The following is a 26,314-nucleotide window of genomic DNA, read 5'->3' on the forward strand; positions in this document are numbered from 1 at the left end:
TTTAAAAGATTTTTAATGAACTTTATTTGTGGAAATTTGACTATAGATTATAAGTTTTATGGAGGGGAACAAATGGAGTTTAAATTTGTTGATATGAATTATGCTTATGCAAGCGAAATGATTAATAATTGGAAATATAAAGATGAATATAGTATTTATGATTATTGTAATGAAAAAGAAGAATTATTAGATGAATCATTATGGGGATTAGGAAGATTTGCAGTTTTAAATGAAAAAAATAATCTTATAGGAGAACTGACTATTGAATTTTTTGAAGAAGAAAATGAGGAATCAGAAGATGATGGATATGTTGAATATGAGACTATATTAAATGATGATAAAAAGATATATGAAATGTGGATGGGGTGGGGATTAAAACCAGAATTATGTGGTAAAGGTTTAGGCAAAAAATTTATTTTAAGTTGTATTGAATTTGCTATAAAAAAATATGACTATCATGGTGATTATATCAGATGTGCTGTAGCTGAATTTAATAAAAGAGCAATAAAAGTTTATGAAAAATTGAATTTTGAAACCTTTGAAATATGTAATGTAAATATTGAAAATAAAGAAACAAAAATTCTTAGAATGAAAAAAATGATAAAAATATAAAATTAAAATTTAATTTAGATAGCACGTGAAAGGGGCATAATATGGAGGACAAAAAGAAAAGTTATATTAAGTTTTTTTATAAGTATTTAAAAGAACAAAAAATTATGGTGATAGCAATGTTTATTATGTCGTTAATAAATATTTGTATGCAAATTATAAATCCACAAATATCAAGATATTTTATAGATGAAGCAACTAATGGAAATGTGGGTAAGAATTTAATATATGCTGCTTCCATGTTTTTAATAATTGCATTTTTTACTCAAGTATTTAGTGTTTTAACAGTATATATAGGAGAAAAGGTGGCTTGGAAGATAACTAATAACATAAGAGTAGATTTAATTGAACATTGTATAAATTTAGATATGTCTTTTCATAAAGAGCATAATCCAGGAGAACTTTTAGAAAGAGTCGATGGTGACATATCACAAATGTTTGATTTATTTTCAAGAATTATATTGAATATGATAAATAATCTAATACTTCTTGTTGGAATTTTAATAATTTTATTTAAAGAAAACATGTTTGTTGGAGTAAGTATAACTGTATTTTCTATTCTTTCTATACTAATTTTATGGAAAACAAAATCAAAAACAGAAAAGTATTGGATAGATGAAAGTAAAGCAAATGCTGAATTTTATGGAAGATTGGGAGAGTATATTTCAAATACTGAGGATATAGCAGCAAATGGAGCTAGAAAATATATAATGAAAAAATTTTATGATATAACGAGAAAAATATATCCAATAACACGTAAGGCTAAACTAACATGGGCTACATTATGGTCAGTTACTCTAATTATATTTGCTACTAGTACAATTATATCTTTCTCTGTATCTTTGTATTTATGGAAAAAAGGAATTATAACTGTGGGAACAGCATATTTGATATTCAATTATACAGAAATATTAAGAAGGCCTTTGGAACAAATTAGAGTTAATCTTCAAGAGCTACAGTTATCAGGTGCTAGTATTATAAGAGTATTTGATTTATTTCAAGTAAAATCAAATATAAAATATGGAAAGGAATTTCTAAATCAAAAAGACTCCTTAGAGATACAGTTAAAAAATGTAGATTTTCAATATGAAGAAAGTATAGATGTATTAAAAGATATCTCAATAAAACTGGAAGGTGGGAAGGTACTTGGAATATTGGGACACACAGGAAGTGGAAAAACTACATTAGCTCGTATTATTGTTAGAATGTATGATGTGAAAAAAGGCGTAATTTTATTGAATAAAAAGGATATAAAATCATTAAATGAGCAGGAATTTACAGATAATATAGCATACATAACACAAGATGTTGAGATTTTTAAAGGTACAATAAGAGAAAATATAACTATGTTTAAAAATTACATTGATGATAAACAAATACTAGATAGTATATATAGTTTGGGATTTGGAAAATGGTATGAAAGTTTAAAAAATGGATTAGAAACTAATTTAGAAATGGGTGCAAAAAGTATATCAGTAGGGGAAGCACAATTAATAGCATTTACTAGAGTATTTATAAAAAAACCTAAACTTATAATTCTAGATGAAGCAACATCCAGAATAGATGTTGAAACTGAAAAATTAATAGAAAATGCACTGAATAAAATTTTAAGAGATAGGACATGTATTATAATAGCACATAGATTATCAACACTTAATAAAGCAGATAAAATTATGATTCTTGAAAAAGGTTGTGTAATAGAATTTGGTGAGAGAAAAAATCTTTTAGAAGATAAAAACTCAACATATTACAACTTGATTGAAGGTGGAATAGATGAGGTACTTGTATGAATATGAGAAAAAAGAATAAAAACAAGTACATTATTAATTTAATAATGTACAAGCCAATTTTATACAGTGTTAATATTTTTATGGAACTTTTAATGGCAACAATACCTTTAGCAGAAGGAATTGTTGTAAAGGAGTTTTTTGATATTATGGGTGGAAAAGTTAATTCAAATTTTAATCAATATCAGTTAATTTTTTTTATGGTACTAATTACAATCATTCATGTTATTATAAAAAAAATATACTTTATAAATAGTAGTTTAAATCAGTTTTATATAACTACATTATTAAGAAGAAACATGCTAAATTTAATATTAAAAAAGCCTGGATCAAAAGCCATAAAAACTTCAGTTGGAGAAGTGCTAAATTGTTTTAGAGATGATGTATCCCAAATAGAAACAACGGTTTCTTGGTTAGGAACAGTTATTGGACAAGTTGTACGTGCAATTGGAGCTATTATTATTTTAAGTTATATAAATGTAAAAATCACATTTGCTGTTTTTATACCATTAATTTTAGTAATAAGAATAGCTCAAAAATCAGAAAAGAATATTGAAATTAATAGAGAAAAAGGAAGAATGGCAACTGGAGAAGTTAATGGATTTATTTGTGAGATATTTGATTCTATTTTAACTATTAAGGTGGCAGGTGCAAAACAAGATATAATTAGAAGATTAAGAGTTTTAAATGATAAAAGACATAAGATCATGATTAAAGATACTATTTTAACTCAATTAATAGATTCTATATATAATAATGCAATAAATTTAGGAACAGGAGCAATATTACTTTTATGTGCTAGTTCTATAGGTGAAGGAACTTTTACAGTAGGTGATTTTAGTATATTTGTTTACTATTTAGCATTTGTAACTGATAGTATTGAATCACTTGGAAACTTTATTGTATATTTAAAACAAACTAATGTAGGCTATAGGAATATACTAAAGCAAATTGATATAAATGAAAATTCAAATGAATTATTAAAATATAAAAATATAAATTTGAAAGAAGAAATATTAAAAGAAAGAAATATTGAAGTAAATAATGAAAGTATTATGGATTCATTAATTGTAGAAAAATTAACTTATATATATGATAAATCACAAAATGGAATAAAAGACATAAGCTTCTCATTAAAAAAAGGAGAAATTTTAGTTGTTGCAGGCAGGACTGGGTCAGGAAAGAGTACTTTGTTAAAATCTTTACTAGGACTTTTACCAAAATCAAAAGGAGAGGTTTATTATAATAATAAATGTATAGAAGATAATAAAAGTTTCTTTATACCACCCATAAGTGCATATATGCCACAAATTCCCAGTTTATTTAGTGACACAGTAAAGAGCAATATATTTTTAGGAGTTTCAGAAAATAGCAAGGATTTAGATAAAGCTATATGGGAAGCTGTCTTTGAAAAGGACATTGAGATTTTAGAAAATAAATTAGAAACTGTAATAGGGACAAAAGGAACAAAATTGTCTGGAGGACAAATTCAAAGATTAGCAGCAGCACGTATGTTTGTAAGGAAATCACAAATTTTTATTTTAGATGACATATCAAGTGCTCTTGATATAAGTACAGAAAAAACTTTCTGGACAAGATTACTTAAAAATAATGAATCTAGTTTTATTATTGTATCTAATAAAAGATTTATACTTGAAAAGGCCAACAAGATAATTGTTTTAAAAGATGGTAGAATTGAAAGTGAAGGAACTTTTAATGAACTAATTGAGAAGTCAATGGAATTTAAAAATATTGTTTAAAGTTCATTAATTACATATATTCAAGGGGGGATATGATCTGTTATGATTAAAAATGTAGTTTTTGATTTAGGTAATGTTTTGCTTACATTTAAGCCTATGGAGTATCTTAAGTCAAAATTGAATGATGATAAACTAGCAGAAAAAATTTATAATATTATTTTTAAAAGTGATGAATGGATAATGTTAGATAATGGTGTTATTAAAACAGAAGAAGCTACTGAAAAATTTTGCATGAGAATGAGGAATAAAGAAAATATAATAAAAGATGTAATGAATGATTGGCACAATCTACTTAAACCAATAGATGAAAATATACAAATTTTAAATGATTTAAAGGAAAAGGGATATAAAATTTATATTTTATCAAATTTTCATGATATAGCTTTTGATAATGTATATAAAAAATATGATTTTTTTAAGGATGCAGATGGAATTATTATTTCAGCCAAAATTAAATGCATAAAGCCAGAAAAGGAAATGTTTGAAAATTTAATCAATACCTATAAAATTAAATATGAAGAGTCAATTTTTATAGATGATGTTAAAGAAAATGTAGACATGGCATCATCTCTTGGAATGGATACAATACATTTAGAGGATTATAAAAAATTAAAAGAAAAATTAAATTTAAAAGGTTTCTTATAGAATAGTACTTATGATTTAATATAAATTGGGAGTGAAGATATCTTGTATTATCATCAATCTCAATTTATATTAAGTTTAATGACTGTCACCTAAATTAATAGTGGTATATAAATGGAAAAGTTGTTTATATATGTTTTACTTGGCTATACTCATAAATAAAACATATATAAAGGAGAGATAGTTTTGTCACGTTATGCAAGGATAACTGAAGAAAATGGAATATATCATATAGTAATAAAGGAATCAAAACCAAAGAAGTTATTTTGTAATGAAAAAGATAAAGAAATGTTTATGGAAAAAATGAGAGAAAGTCAAATAAAATATCAGTTTAAAGTATATGGATATTGCCTAATGGATACCCATGCACATTTTTTAATAGATTCCAATGGTGAAAAAATATCAGTAATAATGAAAAGCATAGGACTTAGATATGTAAAATACTATAATAAGAAACATAAAACTAGTGGTTCACTATTAAAGGAAAGATTTTTTAGTGAATTAATAAAATCAGATGAACAAATGTTAAAGGCATCATTATATATTCATGCTAATGCAAGAGATATTAAAGGCTATAGGGATAAATCAGAGGAATATAGATTTTCAAGCATGAAATGCTATTTAGGAAAAAAAGATGAATTTAAAGTAATAGATACAGATTTTGTACTTAGTATACTGGCTACGACAAAGAGGAATAATAGGGAATATTATGCAAAACAATCATACTTAGAGCTATTCAAATTTACACTTACACAAAAGGTAAATCATTTCAATGAATTAAATTTAGATATTCCAATTAAAATTATGAATAAAAATATAGAAATAATACTAGAAGATAAAACATTTGAAAAACCAAGAGAAATATTAAAAAGAGATTTTCCTATAGAAAAAGTAGTAGATTTTGTTGAGAAAGAAACAGGTATATTAAAAAGTTTATTTTTAACCAAAGATGAACATGGAGTAAAGGAAGCTAAGTCACTATTTGTATTACTATCAGGAATATATACAAGAAAAACAACAAGACAAATTGGTGATATGTTAGAATATATGTCTATAGAGGAAGTAAACATATTAAGTAATGAAGGAATTAGATTGATATTAGAAAATGAAAAATATCAATATATAATAGAAAAATTTTATAGAGAAAATAAATAATAAAAAATTTTGATAAATTGCTTGAAAATAATTATAATAAACTAAAAATGTACAAGCTATAAAAAAAAGAAATAAAACACATAATAAATAGTGATAATTAATAGTTGATTTATTATTAATTTATAAAATGCACCTAAAAAGTGACAGTCATTAATAAAAATGACTGTCACCTACAATAATAAATTTTGTGGAGGATTTAATGAAGGAGATAGCATTAATAACAGACTCTAATTCAAGGTTGGCAAGGGTTTTAAAAGAAAATTTAAAGGAAGTTTTTGCTGATAAAATAGTTGTAAATAATTACTTTTTAAAAGAATTTAGTGACGATTTTATTATAGATGAAGAAATTGTACTAGTAATGATAAAGGAAAGGGCTTTTGAAATAAGAAAGCACATAAAACCAAATTCAAAAGTGACAGTCATTAAAAGAACTATTGAAACGAGAGAGATGCCTAAGATATTTTCAATTCCCGAAGGAACTGATGTTTTAGTAGTGAATGACAATAAGGAAACTACATATGAAATAATGAGTTTATTTTATGAACTTGGAATAAATCACTTAAATTTAATTCCGTATTATGAGGATATAGATTATAAAAGTACATATATAGCAATAACACCAGGAGAAAGCAATAATGTTCCTAGTCATATAAAAAATATAGTAGATGTAGGTGATAGAAAGATTGACGTTTCAACTTTTATAAAGTTAATGTCATATATAGATATTAAAGATGAAGATAAGAAATTTTTACATAGTAATCTTATAAAGTACTCAGAAAAATTAGTTAACTCTGATGTTGGAATTAGTGAAAGATATAAAGAATTATTTTTAAGAAATGAAGAATTAGATACGGTAATAAATTTATCTGAAAATGGAATTATATTTACATATTATGATGGAAAAATAACTATATGTAATGAGAAAATGAAAGATATTTTAGGAATAAACAGAAATATTATTGGTGAAAGTATAGATAGTGTATTTAATGATAAATTAAATTTTCTGTTAAATAAAAATGATTTTAAAGATGAAGTTATAGAGTTTAATAAAAGATTTATAAATGTAAATAAACATACTATATGCAGTTTTGGACTTGAAAGTGGGGTATATTATCATTTTCAAGAAATTACATACATAAGACAGCTAGAACAAAATTTAAGTAAGAAGATTAGAGAAAAGGGGCATATAGCAAGATATAATTTTAAAGACATAATAACAAAATCAAAAAGTATGAATGAAACAATAAAATTATCACAAAAAATATCTACATCAGATTTAACTGTACTGATATTAGGTGAAAGTGGAACTGGAAAAGAATTATTTGCTCAATCTATACATAATAATTCACTTAGAAGTAAGCAACCATTTATAGCTGTAAACTGTGCTGCTATGCCAGAAAATTTATTGGAAAGTGAACTTTTTGGATATGAATCAGGAGCATTTACTGGAGCATTAAAGGACGGAAAACAGGGATTGTTTGAGCAAGCTAACAATGGAACTATATTTTTAGATGAAATAGGTGACATGCCATTATATCTTCAAACTAAACTTTTAAGAGTATTGCAAGAAAGACAAGTAACGAGAATAGGTGCAAATAAGGTAATAGATATAAATATAAGAGTTATAGCGGCAACAAATAAAAATCTGTTACAACTTGTAGAGGAAGATAAATTTAGGGGAGATTTATATTATAGATTAAATGTATTACCACTAAATATTCCTCCACTAAGAAAAAGGAAAGAAGATATAGTTGATTTACTTATTCATTTTATAAATAGAGAAATAGAAATAGAAGATTCGGCTAAATATGCACTTGTTAACTATGATTGGCCAGGAAATGTAAGGGAACTTCAAAATTTAGCATCCTATCTAGAGTTAATGTGTGAAAATGTTATATGTGTAGAGGATTTACCATATTATTTTCAACATGATACTGTAAATAAAAATTTTGAAGAGGAAAAAATATTTTTGGAAAATAAGCATAACTTTAACGTTGTTGTTGAGGTATTAAAGGAAATTAATTTTTTTAACAATTTAAATCAAAATATTGGAAGAAATAATATAGTTAAGATATTAAATAAAAAGAATATAGACATAAGTGAAAATGATGTAAGAAAAATATTATTAGATTGCAGCAAGATAGATTTAATTATAAGTGGAAAAGGAAGAAAGGGAAGTGTTATATCGGAAAAAGGTATTAAATTTCTTGAAGAATTCAATAAATAGGTGTAAAAATAGGTGTGTTTATTTTAAAATACACCTATTTTTACACCTATTGAAAATAAAAAGTAAATTCAGAAATTAATTAAGATATTAATATTTTCTAATTAATAAATAAAACTACATGTATTTATTCAAATTATAAATAAAAAGATTCATTTCAATAAAGTTGGCACGCAAATTGCTTTATAAATAATTGAGGTAACAAAAGATAGACTTTAAATTATTTAGGAGGAGTAATTCATGAAGAAAAAGCCCATTATAGGTATTTCAGGAAGTATGATTATTGATGAAGGAGGAATGTTTCCGGGATACAAAAGATCATATGTAAATAATGATTATGTTAGGTCAGTAATTGAGGCAGGTGGTATTCCATTTATAATACCAATGAATAATGATGAAGAAGTTATAGAAAGTCAATTAGATTTAATTGATGGATTAATATTATCAGGTGGACATGATGTAAACCCTTTATTATTTAATGAAGAACCGCATCAAAAATTAGGAGGTATATATCCAGAGAGAGATGATTTTGATTTTAAATTAGTAAAAAAAGCTATGAATAAAAATATGCCTATCATAGGTATTTGTAGAGGACATCAAGTTATAAATGTAGCAAATGGAGGAAGTCTTTATCAAGATTTATCTTTAATTGAGGGATGTTATATTAAACACAATCAAGGTTCATTACCAAGTCAAGCTACTCACACAGTAACTGTTGAAAAGGATTCTGTTTTAGGTGGGATTTTAGGTGAAAAAACATATTCAAATTCTTTTCATCACTTAGCAGTAAAAGATGTAGCTGATGGATTTAGAATAGTAGCTTTAGCTGAAGATGGAGTTGTAGAAGCTATTGAAAGAGAAGAAAAGCCACTAGTTATGGGAATTCAATGGCATCCAGAAATGATGTCAGGAGTAGATAAAGGAATGATGGATATATTTAAATATTTTATAAATGAATGCAAAAATAAATAAAAAGAGGTGTGATTTTTATGGGTAATAAGAAGAAAATAGGTTTTTGGAGTATAGTATTACTTGGTATTAATTCAATTATAGGATCAGGAATATTTCTTTTACCAAATCAAGCTATGGAACTTATAGGTCCAGCAAGTTTATTAGTTATATTGTTTGACATGTTATTAGTTGTTAGTATTGCGTTATGTTTTGCAGAAGTTGGTGGAATGTTTAATAAAAATGGTGGACCATATGTTTATGCAAAAGAAGCATTTGGTGACTTTGTAGGGTTTGAAGTAGGATTTATGAAATGGGCTATAGGAATTATAGCATGGGCAACTATGGCAGTTGGATTTGTTACAGCATTATCAGCAATATGGCCAGCAGCTGGTGAAGGTATGACTAAAAATATAATAATAGTAGCGATTCTAGGGGGACTAGGAGTAGTTAATATTTTAGGTGTAAATATATCAAAAGTTTTAAACAATATAATAACAGTAGGTAAATTATTACCATTAATTATATTCATAGCAGTAGGTATTTTCTTTATAAAAGGTTCAAATTTCACACCAGTATTTCCTAATGGAACATATGTAAGTGGTTCATTTGGTGCAACAGCTCTTTTAATATTTTATGCATTTACAGGTTTTGAATCTATAGCTGTTGCAGCAGAGGATATGGATAATCCAGAAAAAAATATACCAAAAGCAATAATTACAGTAATGATTATAGTATCAGTAGTTTATTTATTAATACAAACAGTATCAATTGGAATATTAGGACAGGGACTTGCAGTAACTAAAACTCCAGTTGCAGATGCTTCATCAATATTTTTAGGATCTTGGGGAGGAATATTAGTAAGTGCAGGAACATTAGTATCTATAGGTGGTATTAACATAGCATCATCATTTATTACTCCAAGAACAGCAGTAGCACTAGCAGAAGATGGATTACTTCCTAAATGTTTAGCAAAATATAATAAAAAAGGAACACCATATATAGCGATAATAGTTACAGTTGCATTAACTATACCAGTTGCTTTATCAGGTAGTTTCACAAAGTTAGCAGCTATTAGTGTTGTTTCAAGATTTGCACAATATGTACCAACATGTTTAGCGGTACTAGTTTTAAGAAAGAAAAGACCAGATTTAAAAAGTTCATTCAAAATTCCACTAGGACCTGTAGTTCCAATACTTGCAATATGCGTAAGTATATGGCTATTATTCCAATCATCAACGGAAAAAATATTATGGGGACTAGGTGGTTTAATAATAGGAATTCCTATATATTTATTAATGATTAAAATGAATAAGAAACATAAAAATGATGTAGAAGATGTTGCTTAAAAGTTTATAGAAATATAATTAATAAAATGGAGGTTACATAAAATATAATTAATGTAACCTCTATTTTTTATTTAGGTTTTATATCTTCGAATATATATTTATGAATTTGATCTTTAACATTTTCTTTATCAAATGTTAAATAGAATACATCATCAATAATTTCGCCACTAGAATACTCATCAGTAGGAAAGCGTTCTTGTTCTAAATTTTTCATTCCAGATGTTAATATAATTGTACCAGTTTTTATTATTTCAGTAGTTGAAAGACTTGTTTTAACAAGTGGGAGTATAGTATCTGCTAATGACATATAATCAGCAACATTTTGCTCTTTGAATTTTTCAAATAAGCTGTTAAGAACTGCTCTATGTCTTTCGGTTCTTTCATAATCGCCATTTCCATCATATCTTATTCTACAGTAAGTTAAAGCTTGTTCTCCATTTAAGGTATATTCACCAGGAGAATATATACCATATGTTGATAAACTAGGAATTTCATAATCTTTTATATTTATATCTACACCACCTAATTTATCTATAATTTGAGGTAACGTAGAAAAGTTAACCATAGCATAGTCATTGATGTTAAGATCAAAGTTAGAGTTTAATGTGTTTATTGCTAGTTCTGGTCCGCCGAAGGAGTATGCATGATTAATTTTATCCATTCCATGATTAGAAATATTTACATAAGAATCTCTCATTATTGATGTAAGTTTTAATTTATTATGAACATTATCTATAGTAAGTATCATTATTGAGTCTGAACGTCCATTTTCATTTTTATCATCTGGCGAGTCAACTCCAAATAAAGCAATATTAGTTATATTTTTAATATCTGGATTTGAATCTATTTTTTCTTTAAATTCTTTTGAAATTCCTAAATCTGTATCATTTTTAGAAATGTTGTGCTTTTGAACTTTATTTGATAAATATAGAGTATACATTGTTAAAGTAGTAATTATTAATAAAACAACAACAATAATAGATATTAATATTTTTTTGGATTTATTTGATTTATCCAATTTAAACACCTCTCCTATTTATGTTAAACATTAGTAAAAATAGTATAGCATACAAATAGCAAAATTGTGTTGAAATTTAGAAAAATATAAATTGTATAAAATCTAAATTAAAAAGTAGTATTGTTAAAGAAAATTATGTACTCTAAAATAAAATCACTACAATAATTATAGTTTAGTATAAAAAATAGTTAGGATAGATACAAATATCAAAATTAAAAAAATAAAATGATATCAAAATTTGATATCATTTTATTTTTTATACTATTTATAATAATTTCAGTTTCAATTGCCACAACAATATCTAATAGCAAAATTATTTATAAGATATAATTCACTTAATAAGTTGTTAACTATATAAGAATATCCAATATTGATAACAGTTGTTAAAATAATGACACTAACTAAAAGAATTATATTGTAAAATACAAATTAATTTAATAGTGTATTATTACAAAATTATTGAAGTTTATTTCTTAATAAATAGTCTGTGTATGTGACAATATTGGAAAGTACAAATTATTATTTACAGTATGTCCAGTCTCCCCACCAACCACAATTTTTGCAGTGATATCTCATAGTACATTTCCCAATTTTCCAGGATTCTATATTAGGATCATCACACATACAACCAGGTCTAGCGCTAGCAACAGTTGTTAAGCCAATTCCACCAATTAAAAGAGCAGCACATGACAGAACAGAAATTTTTTTTATAAGTTTTTTCATAAAAATACCTCCTTCTAATAAAATGTAAAATAATTTAATAACTGTATATATTTTACTATTGAAACAAAAAATATTCAACATTGTTTCATAAATATATAGTTAATTTTATGTAACAATATTGTAAAGTTACATAAAATTAATGAATTAGAAATATAAAAGAGTGTTTAAGTTAAATTTTTTAAACACTCTCTTATAACATTTAAGATAAATTTATATTTTCTACATGGCTGATTTTATCATGTAAGAGTATAGGATTTCTTTTAAAAATATGGCTGACTAAGTGTATAAGTGCAAAACTATTTAGTAGTATTTGCATAATGAATAGTAATATAAAAAAATCATATTTTTCTATTCTAAGTAAAAAATCAATTCCATTATTAAGTATGTAAGATGAAAGAAAAAATCCATATAGTAAAATACCATATCTTTTAAATACTTGTTTAAAACTTAATTTGTCAGTTGGTCCTTTTAGCTTAATTTTTAATATATATTTTCCAAGCGTAAATCCATTTGAGTAATATGGTACTAAAATGAAATATATAAAAGTTACAAAAATAAATGAAAAGATGTTTTCTTCATTAAAGAAAAAGAAACATATATTCCAATCGATTAAAAAAGCTAAGATGCGTTTAGGATAACTTGGTGAAGAGCCTTTATTAAATGTTTTGGATTTTATAATATTTATATCAGGTAAAATATATTTAAATAGTGGTGTTATTGAGTACCCAATTAATCCACCCAACGTATTTATCATAAGGTCATCTACATCAAATAATCTATAAGGATATTTGTAAATTCCATATATACCAGTTAATTGTGTAACCTCAAAAAACACAGCTACTAAAAAAGATATAAGTAAAGTTTGGTTAAAACTTTTTTTGAAATAGTATCTAAGATAAACTCCCAGAGGTATTGTAAGTACAATGTTAAAGAAAACTTGCATAAAAGCTGGCTCAGAAAATATATGCAAGTATGTATTAGGTTTAGTTAATATAACACTTGTTTCAGATAAAAAATCTTTTATAAATGTAAATGGAATCAGTTGAGTATTAGAGCCTGTAAAAAAAGGTTCATCAACTTGTGGTAATGGTAATAAAGTCATAAAAAAAGCTGTAATACAATAAAAAACAAATGTATAAAAAATAAATATTTTAAATTTGTTATTTGTTCCATATTTTCTATAATTATATACAGCATATGGAATGCATATTATAGAAGTTAATATTGGAAATAATAATACTGCTACTTTTATTGGAAATAAATAAGCACTCAAAATAGAAAACCTCCTAAATTTTAAATAGTTCATAAATAAATTAATATGTTTAACTATATTTTGTACAGTGAAACAATTAATATGATTATAATAACTTCGTTTAATTTAATTCATAATTAAGTAGAATTAATAAATTTTTGTAGTAAATAATTAATAATAGAAATTAATCAATATTTAACAATTTTAATTAAAGTTGAATTAGGATAATTGGTAATATATTTATAAAATTATAAAATGTCAAAACAAAGTATTAAGTTAAAAGTTTAATTCATGAACTTGACATGCATTTTTAAATATGGTATATAAAAGATATGCTGTTAGCACTCGTTGTGATATAGTGCTAACAAAATAGAAATAAAAATAAATTAAATATATAGTCTTTATGGTGAAGGGAGCATTTGAAAATGGAAACTAAACAATTTAAAGCAGAGTCTAAGAGATTATTAGACATTATGATTAATTCAATTTATACTCATAGAGAGATTTTTTTAAGAGAGTTATTATCTAATGCAAGTGATGCAATTGATAAGATTTATTATAAAACATTAAGTGATGATTCGTTAACTTTTAACAAAGAAGATTATTATATTAAAGTAATGCCAGAAAAAGAGAATAGAGTGTTAAGAATATGTGATACTGGTATTGGAATGACTGAAGAAGAGTTAGAAAACAATTTAGGAGTTATTGCAAAGAGTGGTTCACTTCAATTTAAGAAAGAAAATGAATTAGAAGAAGGTCATGATATAATTGGCCAGTTTGGTGTTGGGTTTTATTCAGCATTTTTAGTAGCGGATAAAGTTACTGTTATAACTAAAGCTTTTGGAAGCGATAAAGCTTACAGATGGGAATCACAAGGGGTAGAAGGATATACAATTGAAGAATGTGATAGAGATTCTGTAGGTACAGAAATAATATTAAAAATTAAAGATAATACAGAAGATGAAAATTTTGATGATTATTTAGATGAATATAGTTTAAGAAATTTAATTAAAAAGTATTCTGACTTTATAAGATATCCAATTAAAATGGAATTAACAAAAAATAAGTTAAAAGAAGGTAGTGAAGAAGAATACGAGGAATATAAAGAAGAAGAAACAGTAAATAGCATGGTTCCTATTTGGAGAAAAAATAAAAATGAACTTACTGAAGAAGACTATAATAACTTCTATAGTGAAAAACACTTTGGATTTGATAAACCTATAAAACATGTTCATATTAGTGTAGATGGTATGGTAAGTTATAATTCAATATTATTTATTCCAGAAAAAGCTCCATATGATTTCTATACAAAAGAGTATGAAAAAGGATTAGAGCTTTATTCAAATGGTGTTTTAATAATGAATAAATGTGGTGATTTATTACCAGACTACTTTGGATTTGTAAAAGGTATAGTTGATTCAGAAGATTTTTCACTTAACATATCTAGAGAAATATTACAACATGATAGACAATTAAAATTAATAGCTAAAAATATAAAAAATAAAATAAAAGGTGAACTTGAAAATCTATTAAAAAATGATAGAGAAAAATATGAGAAATTCTATAAAACTTTTGGCTCTCAATTAAAATATGGTGTATATAGTGAATTTGGAAGCAATAAGGATGTACTTCAAGATTTATTAATGTTCTATTCATCTAAAGAAAAGAAAATGGTAACTTTAAATGAATATGTATCTAGAATGCCAGAAGATCAAAAATACATCTACTATGCTGTTGGTGATTCAGTGGAAAGAATTGAGAAACTTCCACAAACAGAATTAGTATTAGATAAAGGATATGAGATATTATACTTTACTGAAGAAGTAGATGAATTTGCAATTAAAATGATGATGAATTATAAAGAAAAAGAATTTAAATCTGTATCTAGTAGTGATTTAGGAATAGAGACAGAAGACGATAAAAATTTATCTGAAAATGAAGAGAATAAAGGAGTTTTTGAAGCTATGAAAAATGTATTGGCTGATAAAGTTAAATCAGTTAAAGCTTCAAAGAGATTAAAAAATCATCCAGTATGTTTATCTAATGAAGGTGAACTTTCAATAGAGATGGAAAAAGTTTTAAAAGCTATGCCAAATGGTCAAGATGTAAAAGCGGATAAAATTTTAGAGATAAATGAAAATCATGAAGTATTTAAAGCTTTAAAAGATGCTCATGAAAAAGATGAAGAAAAATTCAAATTATATACAGATTTATTATATAATCAAGCTTTACTTATAGAAGGATTAGCTATAAATGATCCAGTAGAATTTACAAATAACATCTGTAAAATAATGAAATAATGTGATATTAAAATGGTTTCTATTATTTAGGTAATAGAAACCATTTTATATTTTATAAATAAAGATCCTTTTAAGGAAAAATAAGAAAATAAAGAATTTTATTTACAAGGAAAATAAAGTATTATATAATAAATTTAGGAAATGAAGAAGTATAATTTGTATGTGGGCACTTAAATTATATGGAGTTAGTAGTGCAACCGACCTAATTATAATTAAAAAAAATTAGGAGTGTTAATATGAAAAGTAAACAAGTTAAAGTTATTACATCATTATTTTTAGGTACAGCAATGGTATTTGGAGGAGTGATTCCTACAGTTACAGCTAAAACAATGGAGAGTTCTAAAATTCAATATAATGTAGTAGATGAAGAAAGTCCAATGAGTATTTGGAACGCACAAGAAGGATTAAATCAAAATGAAAAGAACCCTTACATAAAAGGTAGTATTGCAATTTATAACGGTAAAGTATATGAATGCAAAAGATTTCATTATCCTCAACTAGGCTGGAATCCAAGTGAAGCAAGAATGTTTTGGAAATCAGTAGGTGTTGTGCCAGAATGGTATACAGATGAAACTCACGTTGAAAGTAGCAAAGTTCCATATCAAAAAGGTGATATTGTAAGTTATAATTCAAATATTTATAAATGCAAAAGATTCCATTATGCACAACCAGGTTGGAATCCATGTGAAGCACCAATGTTTTGGGAGTTAGTTAAATAGAAAAGTAGTAAGCTATAGTATAAATAATATTGTACTATAGCTTTTTGTTTTATTTAAACAATAATTTGAATAAATGGAAATTAAGTTGACAATTTATTGGAAAATGTATATTATAAATACATAAAGTGAGTGTGTCTAAGCAAAAGTGAGCGACACAGGGATTAATCCTACACGTAGATACCACTACGGAGTCACTACTAAAGTGAATTCGTAGTGTTTTTTTTATATAAATTTTAAATTTAGTGAATTGAATGAAAAATACTTCAAGAATAATGTTAAGAAAATTTTGTGATTTAGGGGATGATTAAATGAACTTTTTAATAAGGCCAGTAGTAAAAGAAGATGCAGAGTTTATAAATGAAATAAGACGTCAAGATGGTGTAAGAGAAAATACAATGGGGATTGTTAGTGAAAGAATTTCAAGATCACAAAGAATTATTGATAATCTTACAGAAAATGATCATATGATAGTGGCTGAAATATTAGAAGATGGAGTGAAAAAAGTTATAGGAGTAGCTTCTTTATCTGTAAACAAATCTAATAGAGTAAGACATTCAGGAAGTATGGGAATAAGTATAGGAAAAGATTACCAAGGAAATGGTATTGGAACAGCGCTTATGAAAGAATTACTTGATATAGCAGATAATTGGTTAATGTTAGTTAGAATAGAGTTAGGCGTATTTGTGGACAATGAAAAAGCTATAAGCCTTTATAAATCATTAGGATTTGTAATTGAAGGAAAAAGAAAATATGCAATCATAAGAAATGGAATTTATGAGGATGAATATATAATGGCTAGATATAATTATAAACTTATTAAGTAGATTTAAATATTTGACTTGTATATTAAATTTAAAAAATATTTTTAATACACAAGTCAAATTAATATAAAAAAATTAAAATTGTATAAAAGGGGATGGGGATATATGTTAAGTTGTTTTAAAAGTGATAGTGATGTTTTACTTAAAAAACCATTTAAGGATTATGATGTCCAATTTAATCTTTTTTATAGAATAAGTGAGGGAAATGAAGTTTTAGCTTTAAAGACAGAAGAAGATGATTTAATAGCAATGTGCAATCCAGGGCATGATATGTGGATTTGGGCAATACAGGATATGGCTGAGGAAAAGCTTGATATTGTAACAAATGAACTTTGTGATGTACTTAATGAAAATAGCATAAGTGGAGTATCAGGTGAACCTGATTTTATATCAAAAATATCAAAAGTTTATGAAGATAAGTTTAATGTAGAATGTAAAAAATATATAGGAATGGGTGCATATAAATGTACAAAAGTAATATTAGACAAGTACTCAAAAGGGAAAATGGTTAAAGCAAATTTAAAGCATACAGATATAGTTTCACAGTATTTATCAGATTTTAATGAATCATCAGGTGAAGAAGGAATAGATAGAGAAAGAAAAATACTAGAAGCAATGGAAATTATAAATAATAATGATTTATTCTTATGGGAAGTAGATAAAAAGATTGTAGCAATGGCAAGGGTTGTTCATAAAACTTTAGAATATGCTAGAATAACTAGTGTATATACAAATAAAAATGAAAGAAATAACGGATATGCAAGTTCGTTAGTTGCTAAATTAAGTGAAAAATTATTAGAAGAAGGATTAACACCAATGCTGTATGCAAATTTAAATAATAAAACAGCAGTAAATGTATATAAAAACATTGGATATGAAGAATGTGGAGATGTAGATAGTGTTATGTTTATATATTAGGAGGAGAAAATATGTATAAAGGTGAAAAGATAAGGCTTAGAGAATATAAAAAAGAAGACATTAAATTGGCACAGGAGTACGTTAATGATTCAGAAATAAAAAAACTTTTAAATCCAGGAATTCCTTTTCTGTATACTTATGAAGATGAAGAAAAATGGTATGAAAATTTAAGTGCAAGTAAAGATACTTATAACTTTGCAATAGAAACATTAGAAGATAAAAAATATATAGGTGGTTGTGGTATAAATGAAGTAGATTGGAAAAACAGTTACGTAGTGGTAGGGATTTTTATAGGAGACAAAGATTATTTAGGAAAAGGATATGGAACAGATGCTATGAAAGTCTTAATGCACTTTATATTTGAGCAAATGAATATACACAAAATAAAGCTAAATGTATTTTCTTTCAATAAAAGAGCTATAAAATCTTATGAAAAATGTGGATTTAAGGTTGAAGGCATATTAAGGGACGAACTTTTTGTTGATGGAAAATATCATGATGAAGTTTCTATGGGAATTTTAAGAGAAGAATATTATAATAGTTAAATATGTAGTAAGATTTATGGTTAGAATGTTATAATTTAGGAGTGATGAAAACAAATGATGAAAAAAAAGTGGGTACAGTTAAATATGAAGGAGCAAATAAAGATTTCCACAATGCTTAGAGAAAGGTATATTAATTTTATAGTAGAAAATAAAAGAAAACCTAGCAAAGATGAAAGAAGAGTTATTGCAGGAAATGTATATTTAGAGATTCAAGAAGTAGGCTGTGAGGTAAGTGATAATGAGATATGCAAGTATTTTGAAAGCAAAGTTTCTAAATATGATAAATCAATAGAAAAAATGGATTTGTATTAAATATAGCACTTAAAACTGTGAATTTGATTTGTGATGTAAGTAGATGGAAATCAACCCAATTAAAATTAACAATTATATTATGCAAGAATTAACATTATATTAATTTTTTACATGGACAACTTATGTCTCATTAAAATAATATAATTTATATAGAGAGATTTTTAATGAGAGTTGGGGTAATATAAATGATTGGATATAGTAACTTTTCGAAAAACTTAAAAAAGTTAAGAATAAATTTAAACTTAAGTAAAGATGAACTAGCATATGAACTAGGTCTTAGTATAGCAACTTTAGAAATGTATGAAAACTTAGAAGCGTATCCAGATGAGATGACAATTAAAAAGATTGCGGAGTTTTTTAATTGTAGTAAAAATGAATTATGTATAAGCTAAAAAATAAGGTGTTGAATTAACACCTTATTTTTTATAATAAAAGTAATACAACTATGAAAACTAGAGTTCTGGGAACATTTAAGTTATTTTTGTGAAACTAAATGTTTATTGCTCGTATTTAATCGTTTTGTATAGCTGAAGTTTCCTTTTTCATGTTCCATTGAGATATAAATTTATTATAATCTTTTTTATATAGATTATTAAGTTTTTCAGAATATCCGACAAAAGTTTTAGAACAATTTTGGGATATATGGCAAATGACATCATCTATCAAATTATTGCCTTTTGCAATATTTATTGTATAAGTTTTCTTATCGGAAAAGTTAAGAACTAACATATTACTTTTGGCAACAGTTATAATTCCACCTGCTTTTTGTTTCACAGTTTTTTTGTATGCCCAAACTAATTCTTTTAAAGGAAGTGCTAAAGTTATTTGTTGTGTATTAACAACTATATAATTTTCAGTAATATAAATTGGTCCATTTATATATGTATTAGGTAGATTTAATTCTTTATCAATTTGAATTAGAGCTTCATCTAAATTACCTAATGAAAAATTTTTAAGACTTTTTAAAGCAATGTTATTTTTTCTCATAACAAAGAAGTAAAGAAAAGCAATAAACAATAAGCATAAAATAGCACAAGTAAAGCAAATTAAAGCTGATTGTAATGGGGTTTCATAATGTAAATATTGATAATAGGGTTTTAATTGTGAATTAGTGCCTAAAAATTCATTTTCTGAAATTGATGTTTTAATTAAAGCTAAGTCTTCATCAGGAAGCTCACGTAGGTGACCAGTAAATATGTATGAGTTTGATTTTCCTTCAGAGAGTTCAAAATAAATTTTATTTGGCAAATCTATTGGCAGAATAAAAGCATCTAATTTTATTGCCATTAAGTGAGATGTAATTCTTTCATTTAACTTTATCCCAAATTTGCTAGTTGTTTCTGTAGTAGAAATATTTAAATCATATAAATCATTAGATGATACTTGGATATAAGAATGATTATTAAGGGCCATTTTATAATCATCTAAATTTTTAACTATCATGGGGTTAGTTGAGTGATCATAATAATTATACAGTCCTGCAAGTATAAATCCTAAAATTATCAACATACAAAATGATAATGCTAAAATTTTAGAATGCCATCTTTTTTTATAAATTTTCATAAAGCTTGTTTGTCTCATAAATAAATTCTCCTTTTTATACCTTTTAATACTTATTATTTAAAAAATATAAAATTTTAATAATAAGTATATTATAAAATTCGATTAAAAGTTACAAAAGTTGATAGTTTAATTGTATATATATTATTTTTTTACAATATACTAGATTATACAACTTTTAAATAACTAAATTGTAAAAAAATATAAAAATTGTTATAATATTAAAAAGCTTAGGGGGATAAATAAATATGGTTATAAGAGATTATAATAAAAAGGCGTATGTAGAGTTAAATGATGGAAAATTAACTTTTTATAAAAAGTTTAGAACAAAAGAATATGATGGTAAGGATATAAAGGCTGCTTATTTAGATGATAATTATGTTTTTAAAATGTTATATAAAAATAAAGTAATTACACATAATATTGTGAACACACTTTCAGAAGATAAATATTTAGTAGAAGCTTTATTACTTCAACTTAATAAGGAAAAAAATATTTTTTATAGTAGTTATTATCAAGATGCAAGAGTGGTAGGGTATGTATGGTTAGTAATGTCTATAGTAAATATTATTCAAGCAAGAAATTCATGGATAAGTATAGAGTTTTGGTCAGTTTTACTTATATGCTCAATTTCTTTAATATTAGGAAAATCATATGACGGAAAAATATTTTTATATAAAACTACAGAAAAAAATATTTTTATTGGAAATAAATTAGATAAAAAAATAGATGAATTTAATATAAATACTGATTTCAATTTTGATTTTAAAAATAGTGGAAATTGCTATATATTGAAAAATGGAAAAAAGAAAATGCATATAATAAATAATGTACTTTATCCAAGATATTATAAAGAGGAATTAGAAAATTTATATAAAAATAAAGCTTCTTAAAAAAAGTGCTGAGATTTTAAACTCAGCACTTTTTTATGCAGGATGGGGTAAACCACTATGAGGATTGTTGTAATTTACAAATTCTAAGTCTTTACCTTTATTAAAATATTCACAACCATTAAATGGGGATAATCTATTATATATTGCGCCAGCTAATGGATTGTGGATTTTTTTATAATAACAATATATTTCTTCAGATAATATATTTGTAGGATATTCTCTTCCTTGTATTTTAAAACTATCAACATAAGGTTCAAACATATAAATATATTCTGGTGGTATATATATTAAATCATCTTTATTAATATTTTTTAGACAAGGAACTTTTGATGATGTTTCTTTAGTACTACTCCAATGGTCTTTAGCAGATTTACAATTATAAACACAATAAGAATTTGCTATTAATGTATATTTATAAAAGCTAGGCAATTCTTTTAGTTTGCATAATGCTCTGTTAAATGGAAAGTGCAAAACTATTTTGTCATACATAGAATAATCATTTTCCCATAGATCTTTTGCAGATAATATCTTGGTAATTGAAGCTACTACTTTAAGCTTAGAGTCTATTTTTTTTATATTTTTAGCAAGTTCATCAGAATTCACGATAAAAGAATCTACTCCAAGTTTTAAATAATAGTCTAGTATATTACTAGCTATAGGGGTATCCTCTTGAAAGAGTATAGCTGGTTTTATTCCATGTTTTTGTATTTCTTTTATAAAGTTTGTATAATCATCTCGTGAATTTGGAACGGTGTATGTCCAATTTGATTTAGCAACTCCTTCAACATGACTTCTAGCATTACTACTATCATCTTTGAAAGGTGATAAAAATAAAAATTCAATCCAGTCTTTATCTATATTGTCATCAATAAAATTTAGTAAATTTAAATCAAAATTAAATGGTAATTCGTATTTTACCATAATAACACCTCTTTATATGTAAAATTATTCAATAAAATTACTTTTAATACCTTTTAATTTTACTCCTGAAAAATCAAAAATTATAATTTAATTTAGGGTTGTTTTAATCTAAAAATAGTTATTTCAACTTATTATATGTAAGTTATCTTATTTATTTACAAATTTATAAAAAATAATCATAAAATTAGATATTTTACTTAAAAGTTATTAGAATATAATTTATAAGATAAAATGTAAAGTAAGAAGGAGATAAATAATGAAAAATAAAGTGTTAGTAGATTTTGAAGTTATAGAAAATCTTACAAAACTAGATAAAAAAAATTTGATTGAAAGAGCATTAAAACTTTCGGAGGAAGTAGGAGAAGTATCTGAGGCAATATTAAGTTATTCAAATGCATGTGGATGTGGATATAAGAATAAAGATAAAAAAGATGTAATTGAAGAATGTTTAGATGTAATTATAGTTGCAACTTCTTTAATAAGTCAAGTTAGTGATAATGAGGTAGATGAAAAGTTAGTAGAAGAGTTGTATTCTAAAAAAATAAATAAATGGAAACAGAAATCTGAAGAATAAAAATAATATATAAAAAACTCTAGGTAAAGTAGAACACCTAGAGTTTTTTTTAAAAATACTATATTTGAATAGATTTTAATATTAAAATAGAAATTTAAAATATTTGGAAATATAATTGACAAAATATTCAGAAATGATTAAACTTAAAATTAAGTTAATTCAGTATACTAATTAAACTAAATTAATTTTATATTTCAAGATGAGGTGAGGAAAGTGACTAAAAAACAATATGATGTAATAGTTATTGGCTCAGGTGTAGTTGGTAGTGCTATTGCAAGAGAATTTTCAAGATATGATTTAAATGTAGGGGTATTAGAAAAAGAATTGGATGTAGTATGCGAAACTAGTGGGAGAAATAGTGGAGTACTTCATGCTGGCTTTAACAATAAACCAGGTTCGCTTATGGCAAAATTTTGTGTAGAAGGAAATCAGGGTTTTGATAAAGTAGCAAAAGAACTTAATATACCTTTTAAAAGAACTGGTAAGTTAGTAACTGGTTTTAGTGATGAAGATATAAAAGTATTGGAAGAGCTAAAAGAAAAAGGAGATAAAAATGGTGTTAAAGGTTTAGAAATTGTATCTGAAAAAAGAATTAAGGAATTAGCACCAAATGTTAAAGGAACAAAAGCATTATATTCGCCAATGACAGGAATATTGGATCCATTTATATACACGATTGCATTAGCTGAAAATGCATGTGAAAATGGAGTTGAATTTTATTTAGGTAGAGAAGTTAAAGAGATAAAGAGAAAAGAACAATACTATGAAATTATAACAAATAAAGAAACATATTTTACTAAATGGGTAATAAATAGTGCTGGATTAAATTCAGATAAAATAGCTAGAATGTTAGGGATTACAGACTATACAATATATCCATGTAGAGGAGAATATTTTATTTTAGATCAAAAGGCAGGAAAATATTTAAATATTCCAGCATATCCAGTACCAAATAAAAAAGAAGGTGGACTAGGAATACATCTTACACCTTCAATACATGGAAATATATTTATAGGTCCAAGTGCTGATTATATAGATGAAAATGATAACTATTCAGCTACTGAAGAAGTTATGGACATGCTTGTTAGGGAAGGTAGAAAAATATTACCACAAATAAAAAGAGAACATTTTATTAGAAATTTTTCAGGTATTAGACCAAAACTTGTTAGTAAAGAAAAAGGGGGATACGCTGATTTTGTAATTGAGGAAAGAAAAGAAATACCAAATGTAATTAATTTAGTGGGAATTGAATCTCCAGGATTAACATCAGCAGTACCTATTGCAAGATATGTAGTAGAAAAAATAAAAAACAAGGAAACTTTAAAAGAAAATAAGAAATTTAATCCTATAAGAAAAGGTATAGTGAAATTTTCAGAGCAGTCAGAAGAAAAACAAGCAGAATTAATAAGAGAAAATCCAGATTATGGTGAAATAATTTGTAGATGTGAAACTATTACTAAAGCAGAAATACTTAGTGCTGTTAGAAATCCTTTAGGGGTAGGTACTGTAACTGGAATTAAATATAGAACTAGGGCTATGATGGGAAGATGTCAAGGAGGATATTGTCAAACTAGAATTGCAGAAATTATTATGAAAGAAAAAAATAGTAATACAGATGAATTAAAATATTCAAGGGAAAATGGAAAGATGTTTGTAGGGAAGGTGAGATAATGGAAGCTATATTAAAAGATGCAATTATTATTGGTGCAGGGCCTGCAGGACTTGCAGCTGCTTTGAAATTAAAAGAAAAAGGGATAGATGACATACTGATATTAGAGAGAGAAAATAAGGAAGGCGGTATACTAAGACAATGTATTCACGATGGATTTGGTCTTGTAAGATTTAATGAAGCACTTAGTGGGCCCGAATATGCAAATAGGTTTGCATTATTAGTTAAAAGTGCAAATATTGAAGTAGAAACAGGTGCAACTGTAATAAATCTTACTAATAATAAAGAAGTTGTAGCAGCTACAAGAAATGGACTTAAAAAGTATAAAGCTAAAGTGGTTGTTTTAGCTATGGGATGCAGAGAAAGGACAAGAGGAGCAATTAGCATTCCAGGTACTAGACCAGCAGGTGTATTTACAGCAGGGGTAGCTCAAAATTATATGAACTTAAAAAATATTATGGTAGGAAAAAAAGTAGTTATATTAGGTTCTGGAGATATAGGACTTATAATGGCAAGAAGACTTACATTAGAAGGTGCAAAAGTTTTAGCAGTAATAGAAAAGTTACCATATCCAAGTGGACTTCCAAGAAATATTCAGCAATGTTTAAATGATTATGATATTCCATTATATTTAAGTCATACAGTAACTAATATTAAAGGGAAAGAAAGATTAGAATCTGTAATTGTAAGTAAGATAGATGAAAAAGGACAAGTAGTAAATGGTAGTGAGACAGAATATAAATGTGATACTTTAATATTGTCAGTAGGTCTTATTCCAGAAAATGAATTATCAATTAAAGCAGGTGTTGAACTTGATGAAAGGACTAAAGGACCAATTGTAGATGAAAACCTACAAACTAGTGTTGAGGGAATTTATGCTGCTGGCAATGTACTTCATGTACATGATTTAGTTGACTTTGTATCTAATGAGGGAGAAAAATTAGGTGAGTCAGCAGCAAGATATATAAGGTGTCAAAATGAAGAGAAAAGCAAAATACTTGTAAGTGGAGATAAAACTATTAATAATGTAGTTCCACAAAAAATAAGTGGTGAAAAAGATATAGAAATTTCTTTAAGAGTATCAAAACCTTCAAGAGATGGTGCTATAGAGATTAGACAAGGTGATAAACTAATTAAAGTGAAAAAACTTAAAAAATTAAATCCAGCTGAAATGATACACATAACATTAAAAAAAGAAGAAATTATTAGCAAAGAACATATTAAGGTGGTGGCTGTTTAATGAAAAAAGAAATGACATGCATAATTTGTCCTAATGGATGTGAATTGTGTTTAGATATAGAAGGAAAAAACATAAAAAATATAATTGGAGCATCTTGTAAAAGAGGTATAGAGTATGCATCACAGGAGATAACAAATCCTAAGAGAACAATTGCATCATTAATTAAGGTTAAAAATGGTGAAGAATCTTTAGTTAGTGTGAGAACTAATAAAGCTATACCTAAAGAAAAGATATTTGATGTTATGAAAGAAATTAAAAACAAAGAGATTGAAGCACCTATAAAAGTAAATGAAATAATTATTGAAAATGTTTTAGGGCTTAATTCAAATATTATTGCAACAAAAAATATATGTAAGAAATAGATTTGTAAAAATT

25 protein-coding genes and 1 riboswitch are annotated in these 26,314 nt (G+C 25.6%); of the genes, 20 read left to right on the top strand and 5 right to left on the bottom strand.

What is annotated here, in order from left to right; all coding sequences use genetic code 11:
- The first annotated feature begins 72 nt into the window (after nucleotides 1–72).
- From AC07E4_RS01680 to AC07E4_RS01715, 8 genes are all read left to right on the top strand, one after another.
- Nucleotides 73–612, top strand: coding sequence for a GNAT family N-acetyltransferase (locus AC07E4_RS01680; protein ID WP_430830295.1), 540 nt, complete (start codon nucleotides 73–75; stop codon nucleotides 610–612).
- Nucleotides 613–653: 41 nt separating this feature from the next.
- The gene (locus tag AC07E4_RS01685; RefSeq protein ID WP_478215594.1) at nucleotides 654–2,399 is read left to right on the top strand and encodes an ABC transporter ATP-binding protein; all 1,746 of its coding nucleotides are present in this window, start codon (nucleotides 654–656) and stop codon (nucleotides 2,397–2,399) included.
- On the top strand, nucleotides 2,396–4,156 hold the full coding sequence (locus AC07E4_RS01690) for an ATP-binding cassette domain-containing protein (protein ID WP_430830297.1): 1,761 nt from the start codon (nucleotides 2,396–2,398) through the stop codon (nucleotides 4,154–4,156). Before AC07E4_RS01685 ends, AC07E4_RS01690 begins: the two co-directional genes overlap by 4 nt.
- A 42-nt stretch (nucleotides 4,157–4,198) precedes the next feature.
- Entirely contained in the window at nucleotides 4,199–4,801 is a 603-nt protein-coding gene (locus tag AC07E4_RS01695) for an HAD family hydrolase (protein ID WP_478215595.1), read from the top strand.
- 183 nt (nucleotides 4,802–4,984) lie between these two features.
- Nucleotides 4,985–5,953: a transposase gene (locus AC07E4_RS01700; protein WP_478215596.1), complete on the top strand. Its 969-nt coding sequence runs from the start codon at nucleotides 4,985–4,987 to the stop codon at nucleotides 5,951–5,953.
- 199 nt (nucleotides 5,954–6,152) lie between these two features.
- Nucleotides 6,153–8,180 carry a sigma-54 interaction domain-containing protein gene (locus AC07E4_RS01705; RefSeq protein ID WP_040327894.1) on the top strand — a complete coding sequence of 676 codons (2,028 nt, stop codon included), beginning with the start codon at nucleotides 6,153–6,155 and terminating at the stop codon, nucleotides 8,178–8,180.
- 237 nt (nucleotides 8,181–8,417) lie between these two features.
- Nucleotides 8,418–9,149, top strand: coding sequence for a gamma-glutamyl-gamma-aminobutyrate hydrolase family protein (locus AC07E4_RS01710; protein WP_478215597.1), 732 nt, complete (start codon nucleotides 8,418–8,420; stop codon nucleotides 9,147–9,149).
- Nucleotides 9,150–9,166: 17 nt separating this feature from the next.
- Nucleotides 9,167–10,474: an APC family permease gene (locus AC07E4_RS01715; protein ID WP_478215598.1), complete on the top strand. Its 1,308-nt coding sequence runs from the start codon at nucleotides 9,167–9,169 to the stop codon at nucleotides 10,472–10,474.
- Nucleotides 10,475–10,541: 67 nt separating this feature from the next.
- Here the strand turns inward: AC07E4_RS01715 and AC07E4_RS01720 are convergent, their stop codons facing one another.
- The 3 genes from AC07E4_RS01720 to AC07E4_RS01730 all read right to left on the bottom strand — a co-directional run bounded on the left by AC07E4_RS01720 (nucleotide 10,542) and on the right by AC07E4_RS01730 (nucleotide 13,488).
- Complete coding sequence (locus tag AC07E4_RS01720) at nucleotides 10,542–11,501, bottom strand: LCP family protein (RefSeq protein WP_040327890.1); 960 nt, start codon at nucleotides 11,499–11,501, stop codon at nucleotides 10,542–10,544.
- 510 nt (nucleotides 11,502–12,011) lie between these two features.
- Nucleotides 12,012–12,215: a hypothetical protein gene (locus AC07E4_RS01725; RefSeq protein WP_478215599.1), complete on the bottom strand. Its 204-nt coding sequence runs from the start codon at nucleotides 12,213–12,215 to the stop codon at nucleotides 12,012–12,014.
- Nucleotides 12,216–12,414: 199 nt separating this feature from the next.
- On the bottom strand, nucleotides 12,415–13,488 hold the full coding sequence (locus AC07E4_RS01730) for a VanZ family protein (RefSeq protein ID WP_478215600.1): 1,074 nt from the start codon (nucleotides 13,486–13,488) through the stop codon (nucleotides 12,415–12,417).
- A gap of 404 nt (nucleotides 13,489–13,892) precedes the next feature.
- Here AC07E4_RS01730 and htpG point away from each other — a divergent pair, with 404 nt between their 5' ends.
- From htpG to AC07E4_RS01765, 7 genes are all read left to right on the top strand, one after another.
- Nucleotides 13,893–15,767, top strand: a complete 1,875-nt coding sequence (gene htpG / locus AC07E4_RS01735) for a molecular chaperone HtpG (protein ID WP_040327880.1) — start codon at nucleotides 13,893–13,895, stop codon at nucleotides 15,765–15,767.
- A 128-nt stretch (nucleotides 15,768–15,895) separates the two neighbouring features.
- Nucleotides 15,896–15,979, top strand: a riboswitch (cyclic di-GMP riboswitch).
- Between the two features lie 24 nt (nucleotides 15,980–16,003).
- Complete coding sequence (locus tag AC07E4_RS01740; RefSeq protein ID WP_478215601.1) at nucleotides 16,004–16,486, top strand: carbohydrate-binding protein; 483 nt, start codon at nucleotides 16,004–16,006, stop codon at nucleotides 16,484–16,486.
- A 308-nt stretch (nucleotides 16,487–16,794) separates the two neighbouring features.
- Nucleotides 16,795–17,310, top strand: a complete 516-nt coding sequence (locus tag AC07E4_RS01745) for a GNAT family N-acetyltransferase (RefSeq protein ID WP_040327876.1) — start codon at nucleotides 16,795–16,797, stop codon at nucleotides 17,308–17,310.
- A 102-nt stretch (nucleotides 17,311–17,412) separates the two neighbouring features.
- A complete protein-coding gene (locus AC07E4_RS01750) occupies nucleotides 17,413–18,225 on the top strand; it encodes a GNAT family N-acetyltransferase (RefSeq protein ID WP_478215602.1) in 813 nt (270 codons plus the stop codon).
- A gap of 11 nt (nucleotides 18,226–18,236) precedes the next feature.
- On the top strand, nucleotides 18,237–18,770 hold the full coding sequence (locus AC07E4_RS01755) for a GNAT family N-acetyltransferase (protein WP_040327872.1): 534 nt from the start codon (nucleotides 18,237–18,239) through the stop codon (nucleotides 18,768–18,770).
- A gap of 54 nt (nucleotides 18,771–18,824) precedes the next feature.
- A complete protein-coding gene (locus AC07E4_RS01760) occupies nucleotides 18,825–19,082 on the top strand; it encodes a hypothetical protein (RefSeq protein ID WP_040327871.1) in 258 nt (85 codons plus the stop codon).
- 185 nt (nucleotides 19,083–19,267) lie between these two features.
- On the top strand, nucleotides 19,268–19,474 hold the full coding sequence (locus tag AC07E4_RS01765) for a helix-turn-helix domain-containing protein (protein WP_051540197.1): 207 nt from the start codon (nucleotides 19,268–19,270) through the stop codon (nucleotides 19,472–19,474).
- A gap of 118 nt (nucleotides 19,475–19,592) precedes the next feature.
- Here AC07E4_RS01765 and AC07E4_RS01770 read toward each other — a convergent pair whose 3' ends face one another.
- A complete protein-coding gene (locus AC07E4_RS01770) occupies nucleotides 19,593–20,663 on the bottom strand; it encodes a DUF6709 family protein (protein WP_478215603.1) in 1,071 nt (356 codons plus the stop codon).
- Nucleotides 20,664–20,890: 227 nt separating this feature from the next.
- Here AC07E4_RS01770 and AC07E4_RS01775 point away from each other — a divergent pair, with 227 nt between their 5' ends.
- Nucleotides 20,891–21,535 carry a hypothetical protein gene (locus tag AC07E4_RS01775; RefSeq protein WP_478215604.1) on the top strand — a complete coding sequence of 215 codons (645 nt, stop codon included), beginning with the start codon at nucleotides 20,891–20,893 and terminating at the stop codon, nucleotides 21,533–21,535.
- A 33-nt stretch (nucleotides 21,536–21,568) separates the two neighbouring features.
- On the opposite strand, the gene AC07E4_RS01780 is transcribed toward AC07E4_RS01775, so the two are convergent.
- The gene (locus AC07E4_RS01780) at nucleotides 21,569–22,456 is read right to left on the bottom strand and encodes a hypothetical protein (protein WP_051540196.1); all 888 of its coding nucleotides are present in this window, start codon (nucleotides 22,454–22,456) and stop codon (nucleotides 21,569–21,571) included.
- A gap of 256 nt (nucleotides 22,457–22,712) precedes the next feature.
- On the opposite strand from AC07E4_RS01780, the gene AC07E4_RS01785 reads away from it, so the two are divergent.
- The 4 genes from AC07E4_RS01785 to AC07E4_RS01800 all read left to right on the top strand — a co-directional run bounded on the left by AC07E4_RS01785 (nucleotide 22,713) and on the right by AC07E4_RS01800 (nucleotide 26,301).
- Nucleotides 22,713–23,030: a MazG-like family protein gene (locus AC07E4_RS01785; protein ID WP_478215605.1), complete on the top strand. Its 318-nt coding sequence runs from the start codon at nucleotides 22,713–22,715 to the stop codon at nucleotides 23,028–23,030.
- A gap of 213 nt (nucleotides 23,031–23,243) precedes the next feature.
- Nucleotides 23,244–24,701, top strand: coding sequence for an FAD-dependent oxidoreductase (locus tag AC07E4_RS01790; protein ID WP_478215606.1), 1,458 nt, complete (start codon nucleotides 23,244–23,246; stop codon nucleotides 24,699–24,701).
- The gene (locus AC07E4_RS01795; RefSeq protein ID WP_040327865.1) at nucleotides 24,701–25,939 is read left to right on the top strand and encodes an NAD(P)/FAD-dependent oxidoreductase; all 1,239 of its coding nucleotides are present in this window, start codon (nucleotides 24,701–24,703) and stop codon (nucleotides 25,937–25,939) included. Before AC07E4_RS01790 ends, AC07E4_RS01795 begins: the two co-directional genes overlap by 1 nt.
- Nucleotides 25,939–26,301: a DUF1667 domain-containing protein gene (locus AC07E4_RS01800; RefSeq protein WP_040327864.1), complete on the top strand. Its 363-nt coding sequence runs from the start codon at nucleotides 25,939–25,941 to the stop codon at nucleotides 26,299–26,301. The genes AC07E4_RS01795 and AC07E4_RS01800 overlap by 1 nt, the downstream gene beginning before the upstream one ends.
- The last annotated feature ends 13 nt before the right edge of the window (nucleotides 26,302–26,314 follow it).

This window comes from Clostridium amazonense (assembly GCF_056431285.1).